Source organism: Turicibacter sp. (assembly GCF_017941855.1).
Taxonomy (GTDB): Bacteria; Bacillota_I; Bacilli_A; order MOL361; family Turicibacteraceae; genus Turicibacter; species Turicibacter sanguinis.
Window position 1 is genome coordinate 1 of the sequence record NZ_JAGAVR010000014.1, and the last position, 15,575, is coordinate 15,575.

Below are 15,575 nucleotides of genomic sequence, written 5' to 3' on the forward strand. Positions count from 1 at the left end.
ATCAAGTAATTTACTTTCGACTCTGACACTTTGAATGTCGTATTCACCATAATGAATATTTTCAAGTTTTTGAACCCAAGCCCATCGATCATAAGGGAATAAGGAAATAATTTCCGAATGTTCTTCATAAAACTTTTCAAGGTACTCTCGACAAAACGCTTCCGATTCAAATGGTAAACTTACTTTAAGGTAGGAGCGTGTGTATTCTTCTACTTTATCAGTAACAAAATCTTCGAGTAACTGATTTTGTAAATGCAACTCATTTTCAGCCCAATCTGAAATTTTTTGTTTAACCCCAGCTTGTGACGCTAAAAATTCTTCTTCACTTACTATTTTATTTGATGCTGACTGCCAGTACATAATCATATAAAATCCCTCCAAATTATTTTTTGTGCTTTTTTCTTATGACACTCTACATCCCAACACACCGTCGTCCGACAAAATTCAGCTTTATTTTATTTTCGAATGTTTCAAGTGCTCTAAGAAAACGCTTTATATTCATAATATACGTTTAAAAAATTAAAAAATTCATCATTTTATCTTTTTTCTTGTACAAATTTCAAATAAAAATAATCATTGCTACGATTTTTCAATTTCCTTCTCCTTTAAACTTTGTAAATCAAAAAATCTTATTTTTAAAAATATATTTAGGAAAAATATTGAAATTTATAAAATTCATGCTATAATTAGTTTTGTAAAGCCAGTGTGGCGAAATTGGTAGACGCAGTGGACTCAAAATCCACCGGAGTTTACTCCTTGCCGGTTCGAATCCGGCCACTGGTACCAACAAGCCATTCATTCATTTAAATAGATTAGACAACCTACTACATGTAGGTTGTCTTTTTTTTGTTTCACTTTAAATGATTGAATTTTATTCCAAAAAGTGGTAAAATTATCAATCATGTTTTATATTCGTGGGGGGAAATATGAACTACTTGAAAAACTATTCTTTATTAGCAAGTTTAATCGTCTTAATTTATTTTTTTTACACCTCATTAATCTATCAAAACCAGCCCGAAACCCTTTCAGCGCCTAATCTTCCTTTATTCAGCAATCATGAAGTTAAAAAATCTACAATTATTATTGAAAGCTTTGGAAGAACAGGATGTCCTTATTGTACGATTTTAAAAGAAAATCTATATCGGGAACTGTTTCATCCTAATTCTGACCTCTTAGGCATTTCAGCAAGATACTATAATATAAAAAATAAAAAAATTAAAAGTTATTTTAATGAGTGGCTAGAAAAATTCAATCTTCCTGAAAATCTAAAAGGGGCCGTTCCCGCTACCATCGTTAATGGAACTTACTTACTTCTTGGTTATAACGAAGAATCTACCTCTTTTTACCTGAATATTTTAGATCAAATCTCAAACGGTGAAACAATTGAGGAAAATCCGGATCAATATTTGTTTTTAATCAAAGATGAATATCGTCATTCATTAACGACTCCAACTTATTATTTACACTCATCCTTTCTTCCATTAAATCTATCGCTTCTAACTTATTCAGTCTTACTTACTATTTATTCCTGTCGAAAACCCAAGTCGTTAATAAACTAAATCTATCTTAAAAAGGTGAAGTCTAGCTATAGACTTCACCTTTTTAAAAGAATAGTTCACATAAAAGTAGATACGTAATACACATTTCAAAAATAGCACCAAAAATAAAAGCTTCAATTGTCATATTAATCACTCCAAGATTTCCTTTGCAATTTTACTTTTATTATTTGTCTTTTTTTTCTCTTTACTCTATAAATTGTTAGAATCTCTATTTTTTTTACTGAGAAACTAAAATCTTGTAAACATGATATTTTTCATTATCAAAAACTAGATAAGCTGAAACATATCCTAGCGTGTCATTGTGAGAACGCCCTAATATACGGTGAGTTAAAATCAAATCGCTACCTTGATCAAACATTTTACTCTCAATTGAATCCGCATCGCTAACATGTGCTACGATGCCCTGAATCGGTTCTTTTAACATTCCCTGTTCATCATAAATCACCTTTAAATATTCAGGTGATTTATCTTTTAAATTAATTAACCTTGTTTGTTCTGAATTTAAATTTTTGACCTCAACTTGGTATCGATCTAAATATTGAACTTGATACTTCATTTTTTCCTCATACATGTCACTACTAAAAGCTAAACAAAATTCATGATTATGATTGAGTAACAAGTAATACTTCAATTCATTTCCGGTTCCACCACTTAAAATATACACACCAATATCTAATTGTCCATCATGATTGAAATCTTCCACATGTATCCCGCCACCCATTCCACTTGAAGTTGGAATGGCGTAATAACGACGTTCTTTATCCTTTCCATTTTCAATCACTAACGTTATTTCATTAATAATTAAGTCATCATTATTTTTAATTCCCAATAAATAAATCGTTTCAGCAACTCCATCTCCGGATAAATCACTTTGATGTTTATCTAACTGGACAACAGTTTTGGTTCGATAATGATTCTGGCTAGAGCGGTAACCGCTAATTCCATATTCCATACTATCCCCTCACTTTGCCTGCTTACCTTTTTAGTATATGCCAATCCATTAGGAGTGAGACAGGTAACAGTTCAAAAATTTCAAACTAAACCCCAACCTTTAAACTTCTTCTTTCCATAAACAAAACATCTCTAAAGACGCCTTCTCTTGTTTTCCCCATCTTTTCGCGATATCCCACATATCTAAATCCACATTTTTGATGTAACCTAAGACTTGCTACATTTTCTGGAAATATACCTGAAATCAAACTCCAAATCCCATTTTGTTCAGATTCTGTAATTAAATAATTTAATAATTGCTCTCCAATCCCTTGTCCGATTACGTGTTGATCCAAATAAATACTGACTTCAGCGACGCCTTCAAAACAAGATCGCGAACTCGTTTGACTCAAGGCAGTCCATCCTATGACCTCTTCTCTTTCATTTAAGACCACAAACCGACAAAAGGGAAGATGGTTCGCGTCAAACCCTTCCCAAGTTGGGACATCCGATTCAAACGTACAATGATGAGAATCAATCCCCTGCTTATAAATAGTTCCTACTCTTTCATAGTGCTTTGGTTGCATGTTATGAATAGTAATTTGCATCATGAACTTCCCCCTTCTAGATCTTTAAATGTTAATTAAATAAATCATGATTAGCTTGAATAAAAAAACCTTCACTCATCATTAACCCCATTAAATTAAAAGGAGTAAATGAATCGTTATTATTTTTTTCAAAGAATTGATTTAATTCTAGAAACAACTGCTCTTGCCAAGTTTTCATTCCGACCTTTAGTTGTTTTTTATTTTTATTGATGAATCGCTCTAATTTTTCGAGTGTAAAAGCATCTTTTAAGATGACGAATTCAAACAAAATAATGGAACTCGGACTTAACTCCTTTTTTAATCTGATTTTTTGAAGTGGCATTAATGAATGATAAAATTGTCTCAAATAACCAAAATAACGAATTGACATTAAAGCATAAATAACATCCTCTGACGATGTCAGAGGATACTGATTTTTAATGATGACTTTCAAGGTAGACCTTTCAAAGTTTTTAATAAATTTCTTTAATGACTTGCCTCCCTCAATCAAAAAATCCGTTGATGAGTCTTTACGACCTTCGACCCAATTCGCATGTGGTAAGTATAATCCTGAATAGATTTCAGAATTTAAATCATACAACTCTATGATTAACTTTAAACACTCTCTTTTATAAAGCAACGTTCTAAATGGATTTTTTACTTTTCGACAACATTGTTGTTCTTTTGATGATTGAATCTCCAGTAAGTACTGCATTCTTTCACCATGTAATACCCCAATGGATTGAAGTGAATCAACCAAACAAATTCCAGCATCATTAAATAAAACATTTTCAATTTTAAAACAACCAAAATCTAATTGAGTCACATTATATAAAAAATTAGGTATCACCAAATCAAATAAATACTTAGGACTGGTGTACCTCAAGGATCTCATTTTTCTTTCAGCACCGTTTAAAAATCTTGGATACATACAGATTAAAACAATTAAACTAATCGACAATCCAAAAATAAAACAATAACTTAGAGCCGTTTTTATTTCAAACAGTAAGATTATTAAACTAATAAAAAAAATAAAACACAAGATTTGAATTTCCATCTTCCTTTTGTTTTTTAAATAGGTCAAACATGGATGACTATCTACCACCATGAGGATTCCTCCTAATAATAATTATTTCTATTATAGCTTATTTCCAAAAAATAATTCCTATTTTTCTAAAATTTTACATGCTGTTTGATTCTTTTTTATGAACCATAAAAAAAAAGACATTAACATGTCTTTTTAAATAAGGCCTTTAACCATCTGGTCAAATGTTTCTTTATCGCTATATTCGATTTGATCGACTTCCCAGTGATATAAAAACGCAATAAGCGGACTTTCTGTTTGTTTAATCAAATTGAATCGAATATATTGTTCATCAACCGTTTTAATAATAATTGAAATTTGATTAAATGTCTGTTGGCCTAAAGCTAATTTAATTTTCATCTGTCGATACTGATCGGTTTTTGCACAACAATTACCATAATAAAAAAATTGGTAATTAGCACTTTGAATAAAACGATTGGATAAATAAGTTTTATTTTTTTCATTATAATCTTCATCATTATTTTCATCAACTCGATGTCTCATAATGAGATTGACATGATAGGCAACAATTTCAAGTGGAGTTGGATGACAAAACGTCAAATAACTTAACCCAATCAAAACAACGGTTACCACCACTAAAGTTAGCCAAAAACACCAAGTTGAATTAAATAAAACAGGTCCTATTAAGATATATCGTAACATAAATGCAAAGGCTATTAAACTATCATAAACTAATAAAAATGTTCGATTGATTCTAAGCATCTCTTTCCCTCCTCTAGCATTTAGCTTCTTACTCACCCTTTACTTCATTATATGAAAAGAGGCTTGATATGCTACTAAGGAGAAAGAGAATCCTAAAGAATCACATACGTTAAAACAATCGATAACACCATTCCAACAAGGACTGGAACGATGGTTCTCTTAATGAGTCGCACGGGAGAAACATTCATCATCGACGAGATAATAATAACCGTTGGGGAAACTGGAGAAATACTTTTGACTAAATGAGAAACAAATTGCATTGGAATTGCTAAACTTATGGCTGAAATTCCCACAGACTCGGCAAAGGATGGCATTAGCTCAACAAATGCGTAAAAGATTGCTAATCCACTTCCACTTAATAACCCAACAAATAAAGCCAGTAAACAAAAAGCGAGAGTCAACATTAGACCAGCTGCATTTAAATGATTTATAACCTCCCCCATTAAATCGATCACGCCTAAAATCTTTAATCCCTCTACAAAGGTTAAAGCCGCTACAACCTGAGCCACAACAGTCGTTAGTCCAACGCCCATCCCATTAAAGAAGGCTTGAATCTCAGCGGTTCCCTTTTGAAATGAACGCATTCGAATCACTTCACACAATATACTCACCATCAATGAGAAAAAGATGACTTCAGAAATACCTAAATTCACATCCGATACAAAATAAAAAATCAGCATTAAGAGTAACGGTAACATAGGAAGGATTGCATAAAACATCGGTAGCTGATCCGTTACTTCCTTAAGTTTTGGCAATGTTGAAGTGATTTCACTTCTTTCTAAATGATCTTGACGTTTTTGCCAAATAAAATGAACGATTGCCATCATTAAGATAATAGGAATGGAAATTTTAGCATGATAATTAAACACATAGTCTGTAACAGGAAGACCAAGTGCTTCAGATGCTAGTAAATTATCAGCACCTAATGGTGTTGGGGCAATCGTTGCTGATGTAGCAATCACAGCTCCCACAGCTAAAGGGGAAACACCTGCACTCGTTAAGATAGGGAAGGCTGTTGCCATCAACATCACTGACAAACTCGAAGAACTTGGAATAATGATACACAAAAAATTTCCAATCAAATAAAATATAGGAATTAATAACGCTTTGATTTTAATGTGCTTTAAGGGGGCTGATAACACGCTAACAGTTTTTTCATCTGCCCTAATGGCCTTCATATACGCCGTATAACCAAATAATAATAACAGTGTAAAGCTAGCGCCACTTAATTGTTTGGTAAAGAGATTCCCCATCACCTTGAAAATATCAAAAAAAGGAACTCCACTACTACTTTCACTCGGTAGAATAACTTTATTCATCAATAAAGCACTCAACATCAACAGGATTCCACTACCGAACATGACTAATTTAATGTCATACTTTTTCTTAATTAAATAAGCTGCCAATATAATCACAATCAATGCAATGATTAACTCACTCATTTTCTCACCCTTTCCTTTACATGTTGTTAACATTTTGCTTCACGTGATAAAATCCTGTGTCATTATACTTTATTTTTAATTTTTTCGCCACCATTCGACAGCATTTACAAAAAAAAGTTCTTATGAAGTCAATTTCTTCATAAGAACTTTCTCTTAAATTCTCCAATCAATTTGATTGGATTGAGGAGCTGAACAATATGGACAATATTTCGTGTTAGCATCAATCTCAGCCCCACATTGCTCACAATGATACTTGCTCCTCATTTGATTAAGTTGTGCTTGAATTTCTCTTATCTTCATTTTTTGTTGAGACACTTCATGAAATAATTCTTGTAATTCATCACTTTGCTTCACATCAACTATTTTATTTTGGTAAACATATTCACCGATTCGCTCATAAAGATCATTCAAATCTAGTTTAGCCGCATTCAACGCCACATTTAATTTTCCAATTTCAATCCATTTACTCGTCGTTTTAATCGAAGCATTGGCTGTTTTATTCATATTTTTTTGAAAGTCATCCCAAAATGCCATCGCGCTCACCTTCCTTTCTACTGTATCATATTAAGAAGACGAGTGAATGGTCCTCATTCTCTAAATGAAACCAAACAAGCAATGAAATTTTTAGTCAAATTGGGACTCATCTTGTATAATAAAGATAAACAAAATGTGTCATTAGGAGGAATTTTCATCATGGACTTATATACCTACCTCAATCAATATCATCAAATTGTATTAACTGATGATCAATTAGCAGCGACTCAAGCCCTTGATGGTCCCATTTGTGTGATTAGCTGTCCAGGAAGCGGGAAAACGACAGTAACCGTAATTCGGTTAGCTAATTTGATTTTAAGTGGAAAGGTTCATCCTCAACAAATTCTAGCCTTAACCTTCTCAAAAGCATCGGCACGTGATATGAATGAGCGATTCCAAGCATTATTCCCCAAACTCTCAAAACAAGTTCAATTTTCAACGATTCATAGTTTCGCTTTTCAACTGATTAAACACTACCAACAACTGAGTGGGGTAATGTATCAATTTATTGAAGGAAATCAGACGACTCTTCATAAAAAGCAACTCTTAACACAATTTTACATCGAAACAACTGAACGTTATCCAAGCGACGATGATTTAGAAACGCTCACTGGCCAAATCAGTTTACTTAAAAACTTGATGATAGAACCGCATCATACGAAAGAAATCAAACAATACGTCGAAACAGAAGTTGAGGAATTCATTCAACTTTATAAAAAATATGAAGCCTTCAAAGAATCGAGATATTTACTCGACTACGATGATCTACTCACTACAGCCTTCTCTATCCTTAAACATCACGATTACCTTTTAAATTTTTATCAAACCCGTTATACCCACATTCAAATCGATGAGGCGCAAGATACCTCAAAAATCCAATACGAACTCATCAAACTCATTGCCAGTCGCCATCATAACATTTTTTTAGTAGGAGATGATGATCAAAGTATCTATGCATTTCGAGGAGCTTATCCAAAACAGCTATTAACTTTTAAAGAAACCTTTAAAGAAGCTCGCATCCTCTATATGAATCAAAATTTCCGTTCAACAGCCTCTATTGTATCAACGAGCTCTCAATTCATCCAACATAATAAAAGTAGATATAAAAAAACGATTCAAACTCAAAATGAAACCGGAATGTCCCCCACTCTTCATCATTTTCAAACCGAACAAGAACAATTATCTTTTTTAATCACCACGTTAAAACAAGCAGAAGATTTAAACGATGTGGCGATTTTGTATCGTCAAAATGTTTCTGCTCTTCCCCTGATTGAACAATTCGAACGTCACCAAATCCCTTTCAAACTCCAAGAAGGAAAACTTTCATTTTTCTACCATCCCATTGTCAGAGATATCAAGGCCATAATCACCTTATCAAGATCACCTAACCACTTAGAATCCTTTCAACGCGTGGCGAAAATTCTCTATCTCTCAGCCACAACTCAACATCAAGTGACCTCTCAAACAGAAAGTGGCTATCTCGATTATTTAACACGACTGGTTACTTTTAATTCCACTTATCAACGTGAAAAAGTCCGTCTCTTTAAACAAAACCTCATGAAACTTCCAAGTCTACCTTGCAATCGGATGATGGCTTTTATTTTAAATACTTTAGATTATGAAAGTTATCTAATCAAAAAAGGATTCTTAAAAGATGAAAAAGAGGAACGCCTTTATACCCAAGGGATGGCAGTTTTAGAAACCTTAAAAATGATTGCCAAAGACGTAGATTCTCACAAAGCCTTTCTTGAGCGCCTTGAACACCTCAGGCTAATTAGTGAACAAAGCACCACACAAGCAAAAGGAGTTAACCTTTTAACTTTTCATGCCTCAAAAGGCTTAGAATTTAAAACCGTCTTTTTAATTGATTGTATGAATGGCATCACGCCACCCCAAACAGCAATCATCGAAGCCAAAAGTCAAATTTTTGACCATTATGAAGAAGAGCGTCGTCTTTTTTATGTCGCCATGACACGGGCAAAAGAGCAATTGACGCTACTAAGTGTTGCTAAAAAACATAATCTATTATTTAGTCGCTCAAACTTTTATAAAGAAGTTTCCAAGATTCTTAATCCAATTGACGAAGAACCAAAACCCGTCTCAAGTCGCCTCAGTCATGGAAAAAAAATTGAAGAGTTAAAAAGAGGCCTAATAACCTCAGAATCCGCTGACTTAACGCCTTTTAAAGAAGGTTCCGTGATTAATCATAAACGATTTGGAACAGGAACCATTATTGAAAAAGAAGGAGAAATTGCGACGATTCAATTCGAAAATGAAACCAAACGAATCAGTCTCAGAATAACTGTTTTAAATGGAAATGTCGAATTGGTTTCAAGTTAAACAAAAAAACGTTAACTCTAGTCTAGAGTTAACGTTTTTTTGTTTAATGAATAGGCCCTGCTTTTTTATTCCCATGTTTTGCTTTTCCTTGGATTTCTGGTACAGGTGGCATATCATTTTTAGGATGTTTTTGTTTTTTGTTACTTTCAGTTCCATGTGGTTCACTTGGATCTGGACGTTTCATACCTGCTTTTGCCATATTTATCACCTTTCTTTCATTCTTATTATGAACTGATTTTCGGCGCATATGCTCGCTTCAAATTAAAATTTTTTTGAAAATTTTGCTACTCTCTTATACCCTTTCCATCTCTTCAATCTTGTCGAATTTTAACTTTTTAAAACTCTTTTTATCACGCAACTTGTCCCTTTATTTCGTTAGCGTTATGATAAATTTGAGAGATTAATCTCTGCTAATCTACGATGATTTTTAAGAAGAGGGGAATTGTGTGATGAAAAAAGTGATTTATTCACCAACTAAATACATTCAAGGGCCAAATGAGTTAGCACATATATGTGATTATGCAATGGATTTAGGCATTTCTGGCGCGTATGCCATTGTTGACCCATTTATTTTATCTCATTATGAAGAGACGATTCAAACCAGTTTCAAACGACAACAAATAGCTATTCACCTAGATGCTTTTAATGGGGAATGTAGTAAAACAGAAATTAATCGAATCATTGAAAATGTCAAAAAAGGAAACCTAAATGTGATCATCGGAATTGGAGGGGGAAAAACACTCGATACGGCAAAAGCCGTTGCTTATTTCTCAAATTTACCTGTTATAATTGTTCCAACTATTGCTTCTACTGATGCACCTTGTAGTGCCCTATCTGTTCTTTATACAGATGCAGGTCAATTTGACCGCTATTTATTCTTAAAAACAAATCCGAATGTTGTGATTGTTGACTCACTTGTTATTGCACAGGCTCCATCTCGTTTACTAGTTTCAGGTATGGGAGATGCCTTGGCCACTTATTTTGAAGCTCGTGCTTGTCATCGTTCCAATGCCTTAACGATTGCAGGTGGCACTTGTTCACTTGCAGCCTTAACGTTAGCAAAACTTTGTTATGAAACGTTATTAGTTGATGGTTATCAAGCAAAGTTATCTGCAGATCATCATGTTAATTCTAAAGCACTCGAAAATATCATTGAAGCAAACACTTATTTAAGCGGTGTTGGTTTTGAAAGTGGAGGACTCGCCGGTGCTCACGCGATCCATAATGGTTTAACAGTCTTAAAAGAAAGTCATCACATGTATCATGGTGAAAAAGTAGCCTTTGGGACACTCGTTCAACTCGTGCTAGAAAATGCGCCAAAAGAAGAAATCGATGAAGTGTTAACTTTCTGTCGTCAACTAGGCCTCCCAACCTGCTTAAAAGACCTTGGAATTACAAATCCAACAGAAGATCAACTGATGGCAGTTGCAACAGCAAGCTGTGACCCACAAGATACGATTCATCATATGCCATTTGAAGTCACTCCAATCGATGTCTATAGTGCTATTTTAATTGCAGATCGTCTAGGTGCTCAGTTTGCCTAACAATCATAAAAGGAACTCAGATTTTAACTTGAGTTCCTTTATTTTTTATTCAAAAAATTTAACTAAGTCTTCCTCAACAGATGAAATACCACCAATTTCAAACGTTTGAACTAAAAAGTCCACAATATTTGGTGATAAGAAAGCAGGTAACGTAGGACCTAAATGAATCTTTTTCACACCTAATGATAAAAGAGCTAATAAGACAATGACGGCTTTTTGTTCATACCATGCAATATTATAAACAATCGGTAAGTCATTAATATCTTCAAGTCCAAATGCTTCTTTTAATTTTAGGGCAATGACGGCTAATGAATAAGAATCATTACATTGGCCTGCGTCAAGCACACGAGGAATTCCATTGATTGTTCCAAGATTTAGCTTATTATAGCGATATTTCGCACATCCCGCTGTTAAAATAACAGAATCGTCTGGAAGGGCGCTAGCAAAATCTGTATAATACTGACGCTCTTTATGACGTCCATCACACCCAGCCATGACAACGAAATGCTTAATCTCTCCTTTTTCAACCGCTGAAATAATCTCAGATGCTAACGTCATCACTTGATGATGAGCAAATCCTCCTACAATTTCTCCTTGTTCAATCGCTTTAGGTGCTTCACATGTTTTAGCCAGTTCAATGACTTCACTAAAATCTTTGCGACCATCCACTAAAACCGGAATCACTTTAAATCCAGGATATCCCGTATTTCCCGTTGTAAACACACGATCTTGATAAGTGGCACTTTGACGAGGTGGGACTAAACAGTTCGTTGTAAAAATAATCGGTCCATTAAACGTTTCAAACTCTTTCGTTTGTAAATGCCATGCATTTCCATAATTTGCTTTTAAATGATCATATTTTTTTAATTCAGGATAATAGTGTGCAGGCAACATTTCACTGTGCGTATAAATATCAATTCCTTGATCTTTAGTTTGCTCAAGTAATTGAACTAAATCGTGTAAATCATGTCCGGTGATTAAAATTCCTGGACGTTCTCCAACTCCAATATTAACTTTTGAGATTTCTGGATGGCCAAATGTTGTGGTATTAGCCGTATCAAGTAAAGCCATTCCCTCTACCCCAATACTTCCAAGTTCAAGTGTTAGCGAAACATAATCTTCTAGTGTTAGTGATTCATTAATTAAGGCGGCCATCATTTTGTGCATTCCCATGTATAGTGATGGTTGAACATAGCCTAATTTTTGCGCATGTGATAAATAAGCTGCTAACCCTTTAACTCCAAATAACATCAATTCACGAATTGAACGAATATCTTCATTTTCTGTTTGATGAATGGCCACTTTTAAAGCTTTTTTAATCATCTCTTCTTTAGTTTTAGCAATGAAGTTCATGATATCATGCTTAAGGATGGGTAACTCACGACCAACTAATTGTTCTTTTAATTCCTCACGGTAGGTTAAGCTTTGCAGCGTGCGTGTTACAAATTCTTCTTCCTCAAAATTAGCATTCGTAATCGTTGCAAATAATCCTTCCATGACAAACTCATGAATCTCATCAGATACAGTTTCAACTTCTAAAGCAAGCGTCGATACACCAATTAATGAATAGATAAACGTATCCATTAAAGCTGTTAATTCAGGGGATTTTCCACATACACCAAAGACAGTGCAGCCTATCCCTTTCGAAGCTTCTTGACATTGATTACAAAACATTTCCATCTCTATCACTCCTTCTTCTCAACAAAGCTATTATATAAACCTCTTCAAGAACAAGATGTGAGGTAGGTCACATTTTTAAAGATTTTTTTAAAAAAAAGATGACCAAAGGTCATCTTTAGCTTTCAAGCCACTCTCGATTAACACGCATTTGTTTTTTGGAATACTCACATAATCCTTCTTCTTTTAAAGAGGACAATAATCGACTAAACGTTTCACGACGAATACTTAATAACTCTGCCATTTCCTGCTTTGTTAACGGCATCTCAAATACAATCATCCCGTCTTTTTGAAAAGATTTATGTTTCATAAATAATTGAATCACTTTTTTAAAGCGATCTCTTGCATCAATAAAAACTTGATCAGTCAGTAATTGTTGGACACCTTCTAATCGGCGATTCAAATGACAAAACCATGCACGTGTTGCCTGATGATTCGATAAGATAGCTTTTTCTAGTTCAGGAATCGGAATAGCGACCACCACCGTTTCCTCTAGTGCAACACCAGAAGCAGGATATTGGTGAGGGTCATTAAATAAAACACTTAAAGCCACTAGATTTCCTCTTGAATAAATTGAAAAAATCTTTTCCTGACCTTGAATAGATGTTTTTAGAATTTTTAAAATTCCTGATTTAATATAATAAACAACCGTTGCCGCATCTCCTTGAAAAAATAAGGGTTGTCCTTTCTCTAGTTGAATTTCATAACTTTGTTGTTTTAGCCTTTCAATTGACTCTTGATTAAAAGAGATCAATAACGGATGTTGATACATAGAATCACTTCCTATTTTAAATCTGCAGGATATTGAAGTCCGATTTGACGACGAACCTCATCTAAAACACTCATCACCTGCTTTGAGCGTTCCAATGTATTGACATTGGATTCTTTCTTTTGCTTTAAAATCGTTTGAATAAATTCTTCAAGCTCATACTTCATATCTGCTTCATCATGAGGAATCGCTAACTCCTCAATCTCACCATTTCGATATTTAATTTGAACTTGATGGAATCGATTAATTCGATCAATCATAACCGTTCCATCTTCTCCTTGAATCTCCGACGGTAAATAAGAGTTAGAGATTTTAGAATACATGACACAAGCCTCCATTGTAGGATATTTAAAGATGATACTCCCTTCTCCATCTACACCTGATTCAAGCATATAGGCACTTGCCTTTATCTCACCTGGAAGTCCAAATAAATGAATCATCGGAGCAATCGTATAGACTCCAATATCAAGTAAAGCACCATTTGATAACTCATTTTTAAACGCATTTAAGATTGTCCCGCTTCGATAGGCATCATATCTTGAAGAATATTGACAGAAGCTTGCACTGTATCGACGAATGGTCCCAATTTTATGAAGATGGTCTTTAAGCAGTTGAAAAGTTGGTAACACAGTGGTCTTCATTGCTTCCATTAAAACAACTCCATTTTTAAACGCTGCTTCGCACATGGCTTCAACTTCTTTTAAGTTAGAAGCCAAGGGTTTTTCACATAACACATGTTTTTGATGATTTAAACATAAGATAGCTTGCTTAGCATGATAGGCATTCGGTGAGGCAATATACATCGCATCGACGACATCATCTTTTAAAAGCTGTTCAAGGTTAGTATAAATATACTCGACACCATACTTCGATGCAAATTCAAGACCTCGCTCTTCTGTTCTAGAATAAATGGCATTCAACTTAAAAGATTCAAGGCTCATCGCTGCTTTTAAGAATTGTTCTGTAATCGTATTCGTTCCAATAATACCAAATCGTATCTGTTGAGTCATTCCATTTCCTCCACCTCTTTAAACTACTATTAGCATACGCAGAAAAAAAACCTCTGTCAAGTTAGAGACAGAGGGTTTAATTTTAAGCTTTATGTTTCACAAAATAGTTGACGATGATAAATGTTATAACGGCTGGTAGCAACCATCCAAATCCTGAAGATTGAAGGGGTAAATAATTCAACGCAGACGTTAAGGCTGTTAAATTCATGAAAGAACCAATCGTTGTTAATAAACTAATTGCTAACGTCACATAAACCGTCATGGCTACAGCAAAGTCATGTTTAACCATTTTTCCTAGTAACGTTAAAATAATTAAAACAATGACAATCGGATAAATAATATCTAAAGCTGGCCCTGCTAAAGCTACAATTTGATCAACATCATTGGTTGCCATAAAAAGACTAATCACAGTTAAAATAATGGCATTCACTGCGTATGGAATTTTTCCCTTAAATAATTTGGTGAAAAACTCTGCACTTGCCGTTAGTAAGGCAATCGCCGTTGTTAAACAAGCGACTGTTGTACAAATACTTAAAAAAATCGTCCCAAGCGAACCAAAGACCGCTTTGGCAATATACATAACAAGTTGTGTACGAGTAAAACTTACATCAACAAGCGAAGAAGTTTGGGCTCCTAACATCATTAACCCACCATAAATAATCGCCAATCCACCAATTGCAATTAAACCTGACATTAAAATAATTTTAGAAACACTCTTATGGTCTTTATAGCCTTTATCATGGACAGATGAAATAATAATCGTTGCAAAAATAACAGCCGCAATAGCATCCATCGTTTGATAACCTTCTTTAAAAGACGTTGTGAAAACTTGTGAAACATCCAGTGTTGCTACTTCACCAATTGGAAATAACATCCCCTTTGTAATGATCGCAATTAAGACAAATAATAGAATAGGAGTTAAGACTTTCCCAATCGCATCTACAATTCGTGTGGGTTTTAAGACAAAGAATAACGCAATAGCAAAATAAATAATCGTTGTTAACCACTGTGTTGCATTAGGTAATAACGTCACAATCCCTAATTCAAACGTCGTTGAGGCAGTACGAGGAATTGCAATAATCGGTCCAATCGCTAAAATTAAAATAATCGTCGCAACGGTAGCGAACGGTTTAGAAACGCGAGAAGCCATCACTTCAAATGATCCTCCTGCGCGTGAACACGCTAAAATTCCAAGTAAAGGTAACCCAATTCCGGTAATTAAAAACCCTAGTAAAGCTGGAATCACTTGATCTCCAACTGTGTTTCCTAAAAAGGGTGGGAATATTAAATTCCCTGCGCCAAAGAACATGGCAAACAAGGCAAACCCAATCACTAATGCATCTTTAAATTGTTTACTCTTCATTAATATCCTCCTT

15 protein-coding genes and 1 tRNA gene are annotated in these 15,575 nt (G+C 34.3%); 4 read left to right on the top strand and 12 right to left on the bottom strand.

All coding sequences use genetic code 11. The annotated features are described in order from the left end of the window. On the bottom strand, positions 1 to 366 hold a 366-nt coding region (locus J6D32_RS02425), incomplete at its 3' end, for a hypothetical protein (protein ID WP_287467246.1). Between the two features lie 333 nt (positions 367 to 699). On the opposite strand from J6D32_RS02425, the gene J6D32_RS02430 reads away from it, so the two are divergent. Both J6D32_RS02430 and J6D32_RS02435 read left to right on the top strand, forming a co-directional pair. Beyond that, positions 700 to 786: transfer RNA gene (locus tag J6D32_RS02430), tRNA-Leu, on the top strand. 140 nt (positions 787 to 926) lie between these two features. Continuing rightward, positions 927 to 1,559, top strand: a complete 633-nt coding sequence (locus J6D32_RS02435) for a thioredoxin domain-containing protein (protein WP_006785045.1) — start codon at positions 927 to 929, stop codon at positions 1,557 to 1,559. Between the two features lie 217 nt (positions 1,560 to 1,776). Here J6D32_RS02435 and J6D32_RS02440 read toward each other — a convergent pair whose 3' ends face one another. From J6D32_RS02440 to J6D32_RS02465, 6 genes are all read right to left on the bottom strand, one after another. Beyond that, positions 1,777 to 2,511 carry a YybI family spore inner coat protein gene (locus tag J6D32_RS02440; protein WP_006785044.1) on the bottom strand — a complete coding sequence of 245 codons (735 nt, stop codon included), beginning with the start codon at positions 2,509 to 2,511 and terminating at the stop codon, positions 1,777 to 1,779. Between the two features lie 85 nt (positions 2,512 to 2,596). After that, a complete protein-coding gene (locus tag J6D32_RS02445) occupies positions 2,597 to 3,100 on the bottom strand; it encodes a GNAT family N-acetyltransferase (RefSeq protein WP_006785043.1) in 504 nt (167 codons plus the stop codon). 28 nt (positions 3,101 to 3,128) lie between these two features. Continuing rightward, entirely contained in the window at positions 3,129 to 4,184 is a 1,056-nt protein-coding gene (locus J6D32_RS02450) for a hypothetical protein (protein ID WP_006785042.1), read from the bottom strand. Positions 4,185 to 4,316: 132 nt separating this feature from the next. Then, the gene (locus tag J6D32_RS02455) at positions 4,317 to 4,883 is read right to left on the bottom strand and encodes a hypothetical protein (protein ID WP_006785041.1); all 567 of its coding nucleotides are present in this window, start codon (positions 4,881 to 4,883) and stop codon (positions 4,317 to 4,319) included. 92 nt (positions 4,884 to 4,975) lie between these two features. Beyond that, positions 4,976 to 6,325 (bottom strand): C4-dicarboxylate transporter DcuC, encoded by a 1,350-nt coding sequence (dcuC, locus tag J6D32_RS02460; protein ID WP_229059691.1) that lies wholly within the window; start codon positions 6,323 to 6,325, stop codon positions 4,976 to 4,978. A 153-nt stretch (positions 6,326 to 6,478) separates the two neighbouring features. After that, positions 6,479 to 6,859: a zinc-ribbon domain-containing protein gene (locus J6D32_RS02465; protein WP_006785039.1), complete on the bottom strand. Its 381-nt coding sequence runs from the start codon at positions 6,857 to 6,859 to the stop codon at positions 6,479 to 6,481. A 159-nt stretch (positions 6,860 to 7,018) separates the two neighbouring features. Here J6D32_RS02465 and J6D32_RS02470 point away from each other — a divergent pair, with 159 nt between their 5' ends. Further along, the gene (locus tag J6D32_RS02470) at positions 7,019 to 9,199 is read left to right on the top strand and encodes an ATP-dependent helicase (protein ID WP_009607288.1); all 2,181 of its coding nucleotides are present in this window, start codon (positions 7,019 to 7,021) and stop codon (positions 9,197 to 9,199) included. A gap of 43 nt (positions 9,200 to 9,242) precedes the next feature. Here J6D32_RS02470 and J6D32_RS02475 read toward each other — a convergent pair whose 3' ends face one another. Then, the gene (locus tag J6D32_RS02475; protein ID WP_006784928.1) at positions 9,243 to 9,398 is read right to left on the bottom strand and encodes a hypothetical protein; all 156 of its coding nucleotides are present in this window, start codon (positions 9,396 to 9,398) and stop codon (positions 9,243 to 9,245) included. Between the two features lie 250 nt (positions 9,399 to 9,648). Here J6D32_RS02475 and J6D32_RS02480 point away from each other — a divergent pair, with 250 nt between their 5' ends. Further along, positions 9,649 to 10,743, top strand: coding sequence for a glycerol dehydrogenase (locus J6D32_RS02480; RefSeq protein WP_006784927.1), 1,095 nt, complete (start codon positions 9,649 to 9,651; stop codon positions 10,741 to 10,743). A gap of 45 nt (positions 10,744 to 10,788) precedes the next feature. Here J6D32_RS02480 and hcp read toward each other — a convergent pair whose 3' ends face one another. The 4 genes from hcp to brnQ all read right to left on the bottom strand — a co-directional run bounded on the left by hcp (position 10,789) and on the right by brnQ (position 15,562). Continuing rightward, the gene (gene hcp, locus J6D32_RS02485) at positions 10,789 to 12,423 is read right to left on the bottom strand and encodes a hydroxylamine reductase (RefSeq protein WP_006784926.1); all 1,635 of its coding nucleotides are present in this window, start codon (positions 12,421 to 12,423) and stop codon (positions 10,789 to 10,791) included. A 115-nt stretch (positions 12,424 to 12,538) separates the two neighbouring features. Beyond that, a complete protein-coding gene (locus J6D32_RS02490) occupies positions 12,539 to 13,192 on the bottom strand; it encodes a Crp/Fnr family transcriptional regulator (protein ID WP_006784925.1) in 654 nt (217 codons plus the stop codon). Positions 13,193 to 13,203: 11 nt separating this feature from the next. Beyond that, positions 13,204 to 14,199, bottom strand: coding sequence for a Gfo/Idh/MocA family protein (locus J6D32_RS02495; protein WP_009606721.1), 996 nt, complete (start codon positions 14,197 to 14,199; stop codon positions 13,204 to 13,206). Positions 14,200 to 14,281: 82 nt separating this feature from the next. Continuing rightward, entirely contained in the window at positions 14,282 to 15,562 is a 1,281-nt protein-coding gene (brnQ, locus tag J6D32_RS02500; protein ID WP_009606723.1) for a branched-chain amino acid transport system II carrier protein, read from the bottom strand. Positions 15,563 to 15,575: the final 13 nt, after the last annotated feature.

Coding starts and splice junctions, on each gene's coding strand:
- J6D32_RS02490 (WP_006784925.1), bottom strand. CDS start 13,192: ATGTATCAACATCCGTTATTGATCTCTTTTAATCAAGAGTCAATTGAA.
- J6D32_RS02470 (WP_009607288.1), top strand. CDS start 7,019: ATGGACTTATATACCTACCTCAATCAATATCATCAAATTGTATTAACT.
- J6D32_RS02465 (WP_006785039.1), bottom strand. CDS start 6,859: ATGGCATTTTGGGATGACTTTCAAAAAAATATGAATAAAACAGCCAAT.
- J6D32_RS02435 (WP_006785045.1), top strand. CDS start 927: ATGAACTACTTGAAAAACTATTCTTTATTAGCAAGTTTAATCGTCTTA.
- J6D32_RS02450 (WP_006785042.1), bottom strand. CDS start 4,184: ATGGTGGTAGATAGTCATCCATGTTTGACCTATTTAAAAAACAAAAGG.
- J6D32_RS02455 (WP_006785041.1), bottom strand. CDS start 4,883: ATGCTTAGAATCAATCGAACATTTTTATTAGTTTATGATAGTTTAATA.
- J6D32_RS02480 (WP_006784927.1), top strand. CDS start 9,649: ATGAAAAAAGTGATTTATTCACCAACTAAATACATTCAAGGGCCAAAT.
- J6D32_RS02440 (WP_006785044.1), bottom strand. CDS start 2,511: ATGGAATATGGAATTAGCGGTTACCGCTCTAGCCAGAATCATTATCGA.
- hcp (WP_006784926.1), bottom strand. CDS start 12,423: ATGGAAATGTTTTGTAATCAATGTCAAGAAGCTTCGAAAGGGATAGGC.
- J6D32_RS02445 (WP_006785043.1), bottom strand. CDS start 3,100: ATGATGCAAATTACTATTCATAACATGCAACCAAAGCACTATGAAAGA.
- J6D32_RS02495 (WP_009606721.1), bottom strand. CDS start 14,199: ATGACTCAACAGATACGATTTGGTATTATTGGAACGAATACGATTACA.
- J6D32_RS02475 (WP_006784928.1), bottom strand. CDS start 9,398: ATGGCAAAAGCAGGTATGAAACGTCCAGATCCAAGTGAACCACATGGA.
- dcuC (WP_229059691.1), bottom strand. CDS start 6,325: ATGAGTGAGTTAATCATTGCATTGATTGTGATTATATTGGCAGCTTAT.
- brnQ (WP_009606723.1), bottom strand. CDS start 15,562: ATGAAGAGTAAACAATTTAAAGATGCATTAGTGATTGGGTTTGCCTTG.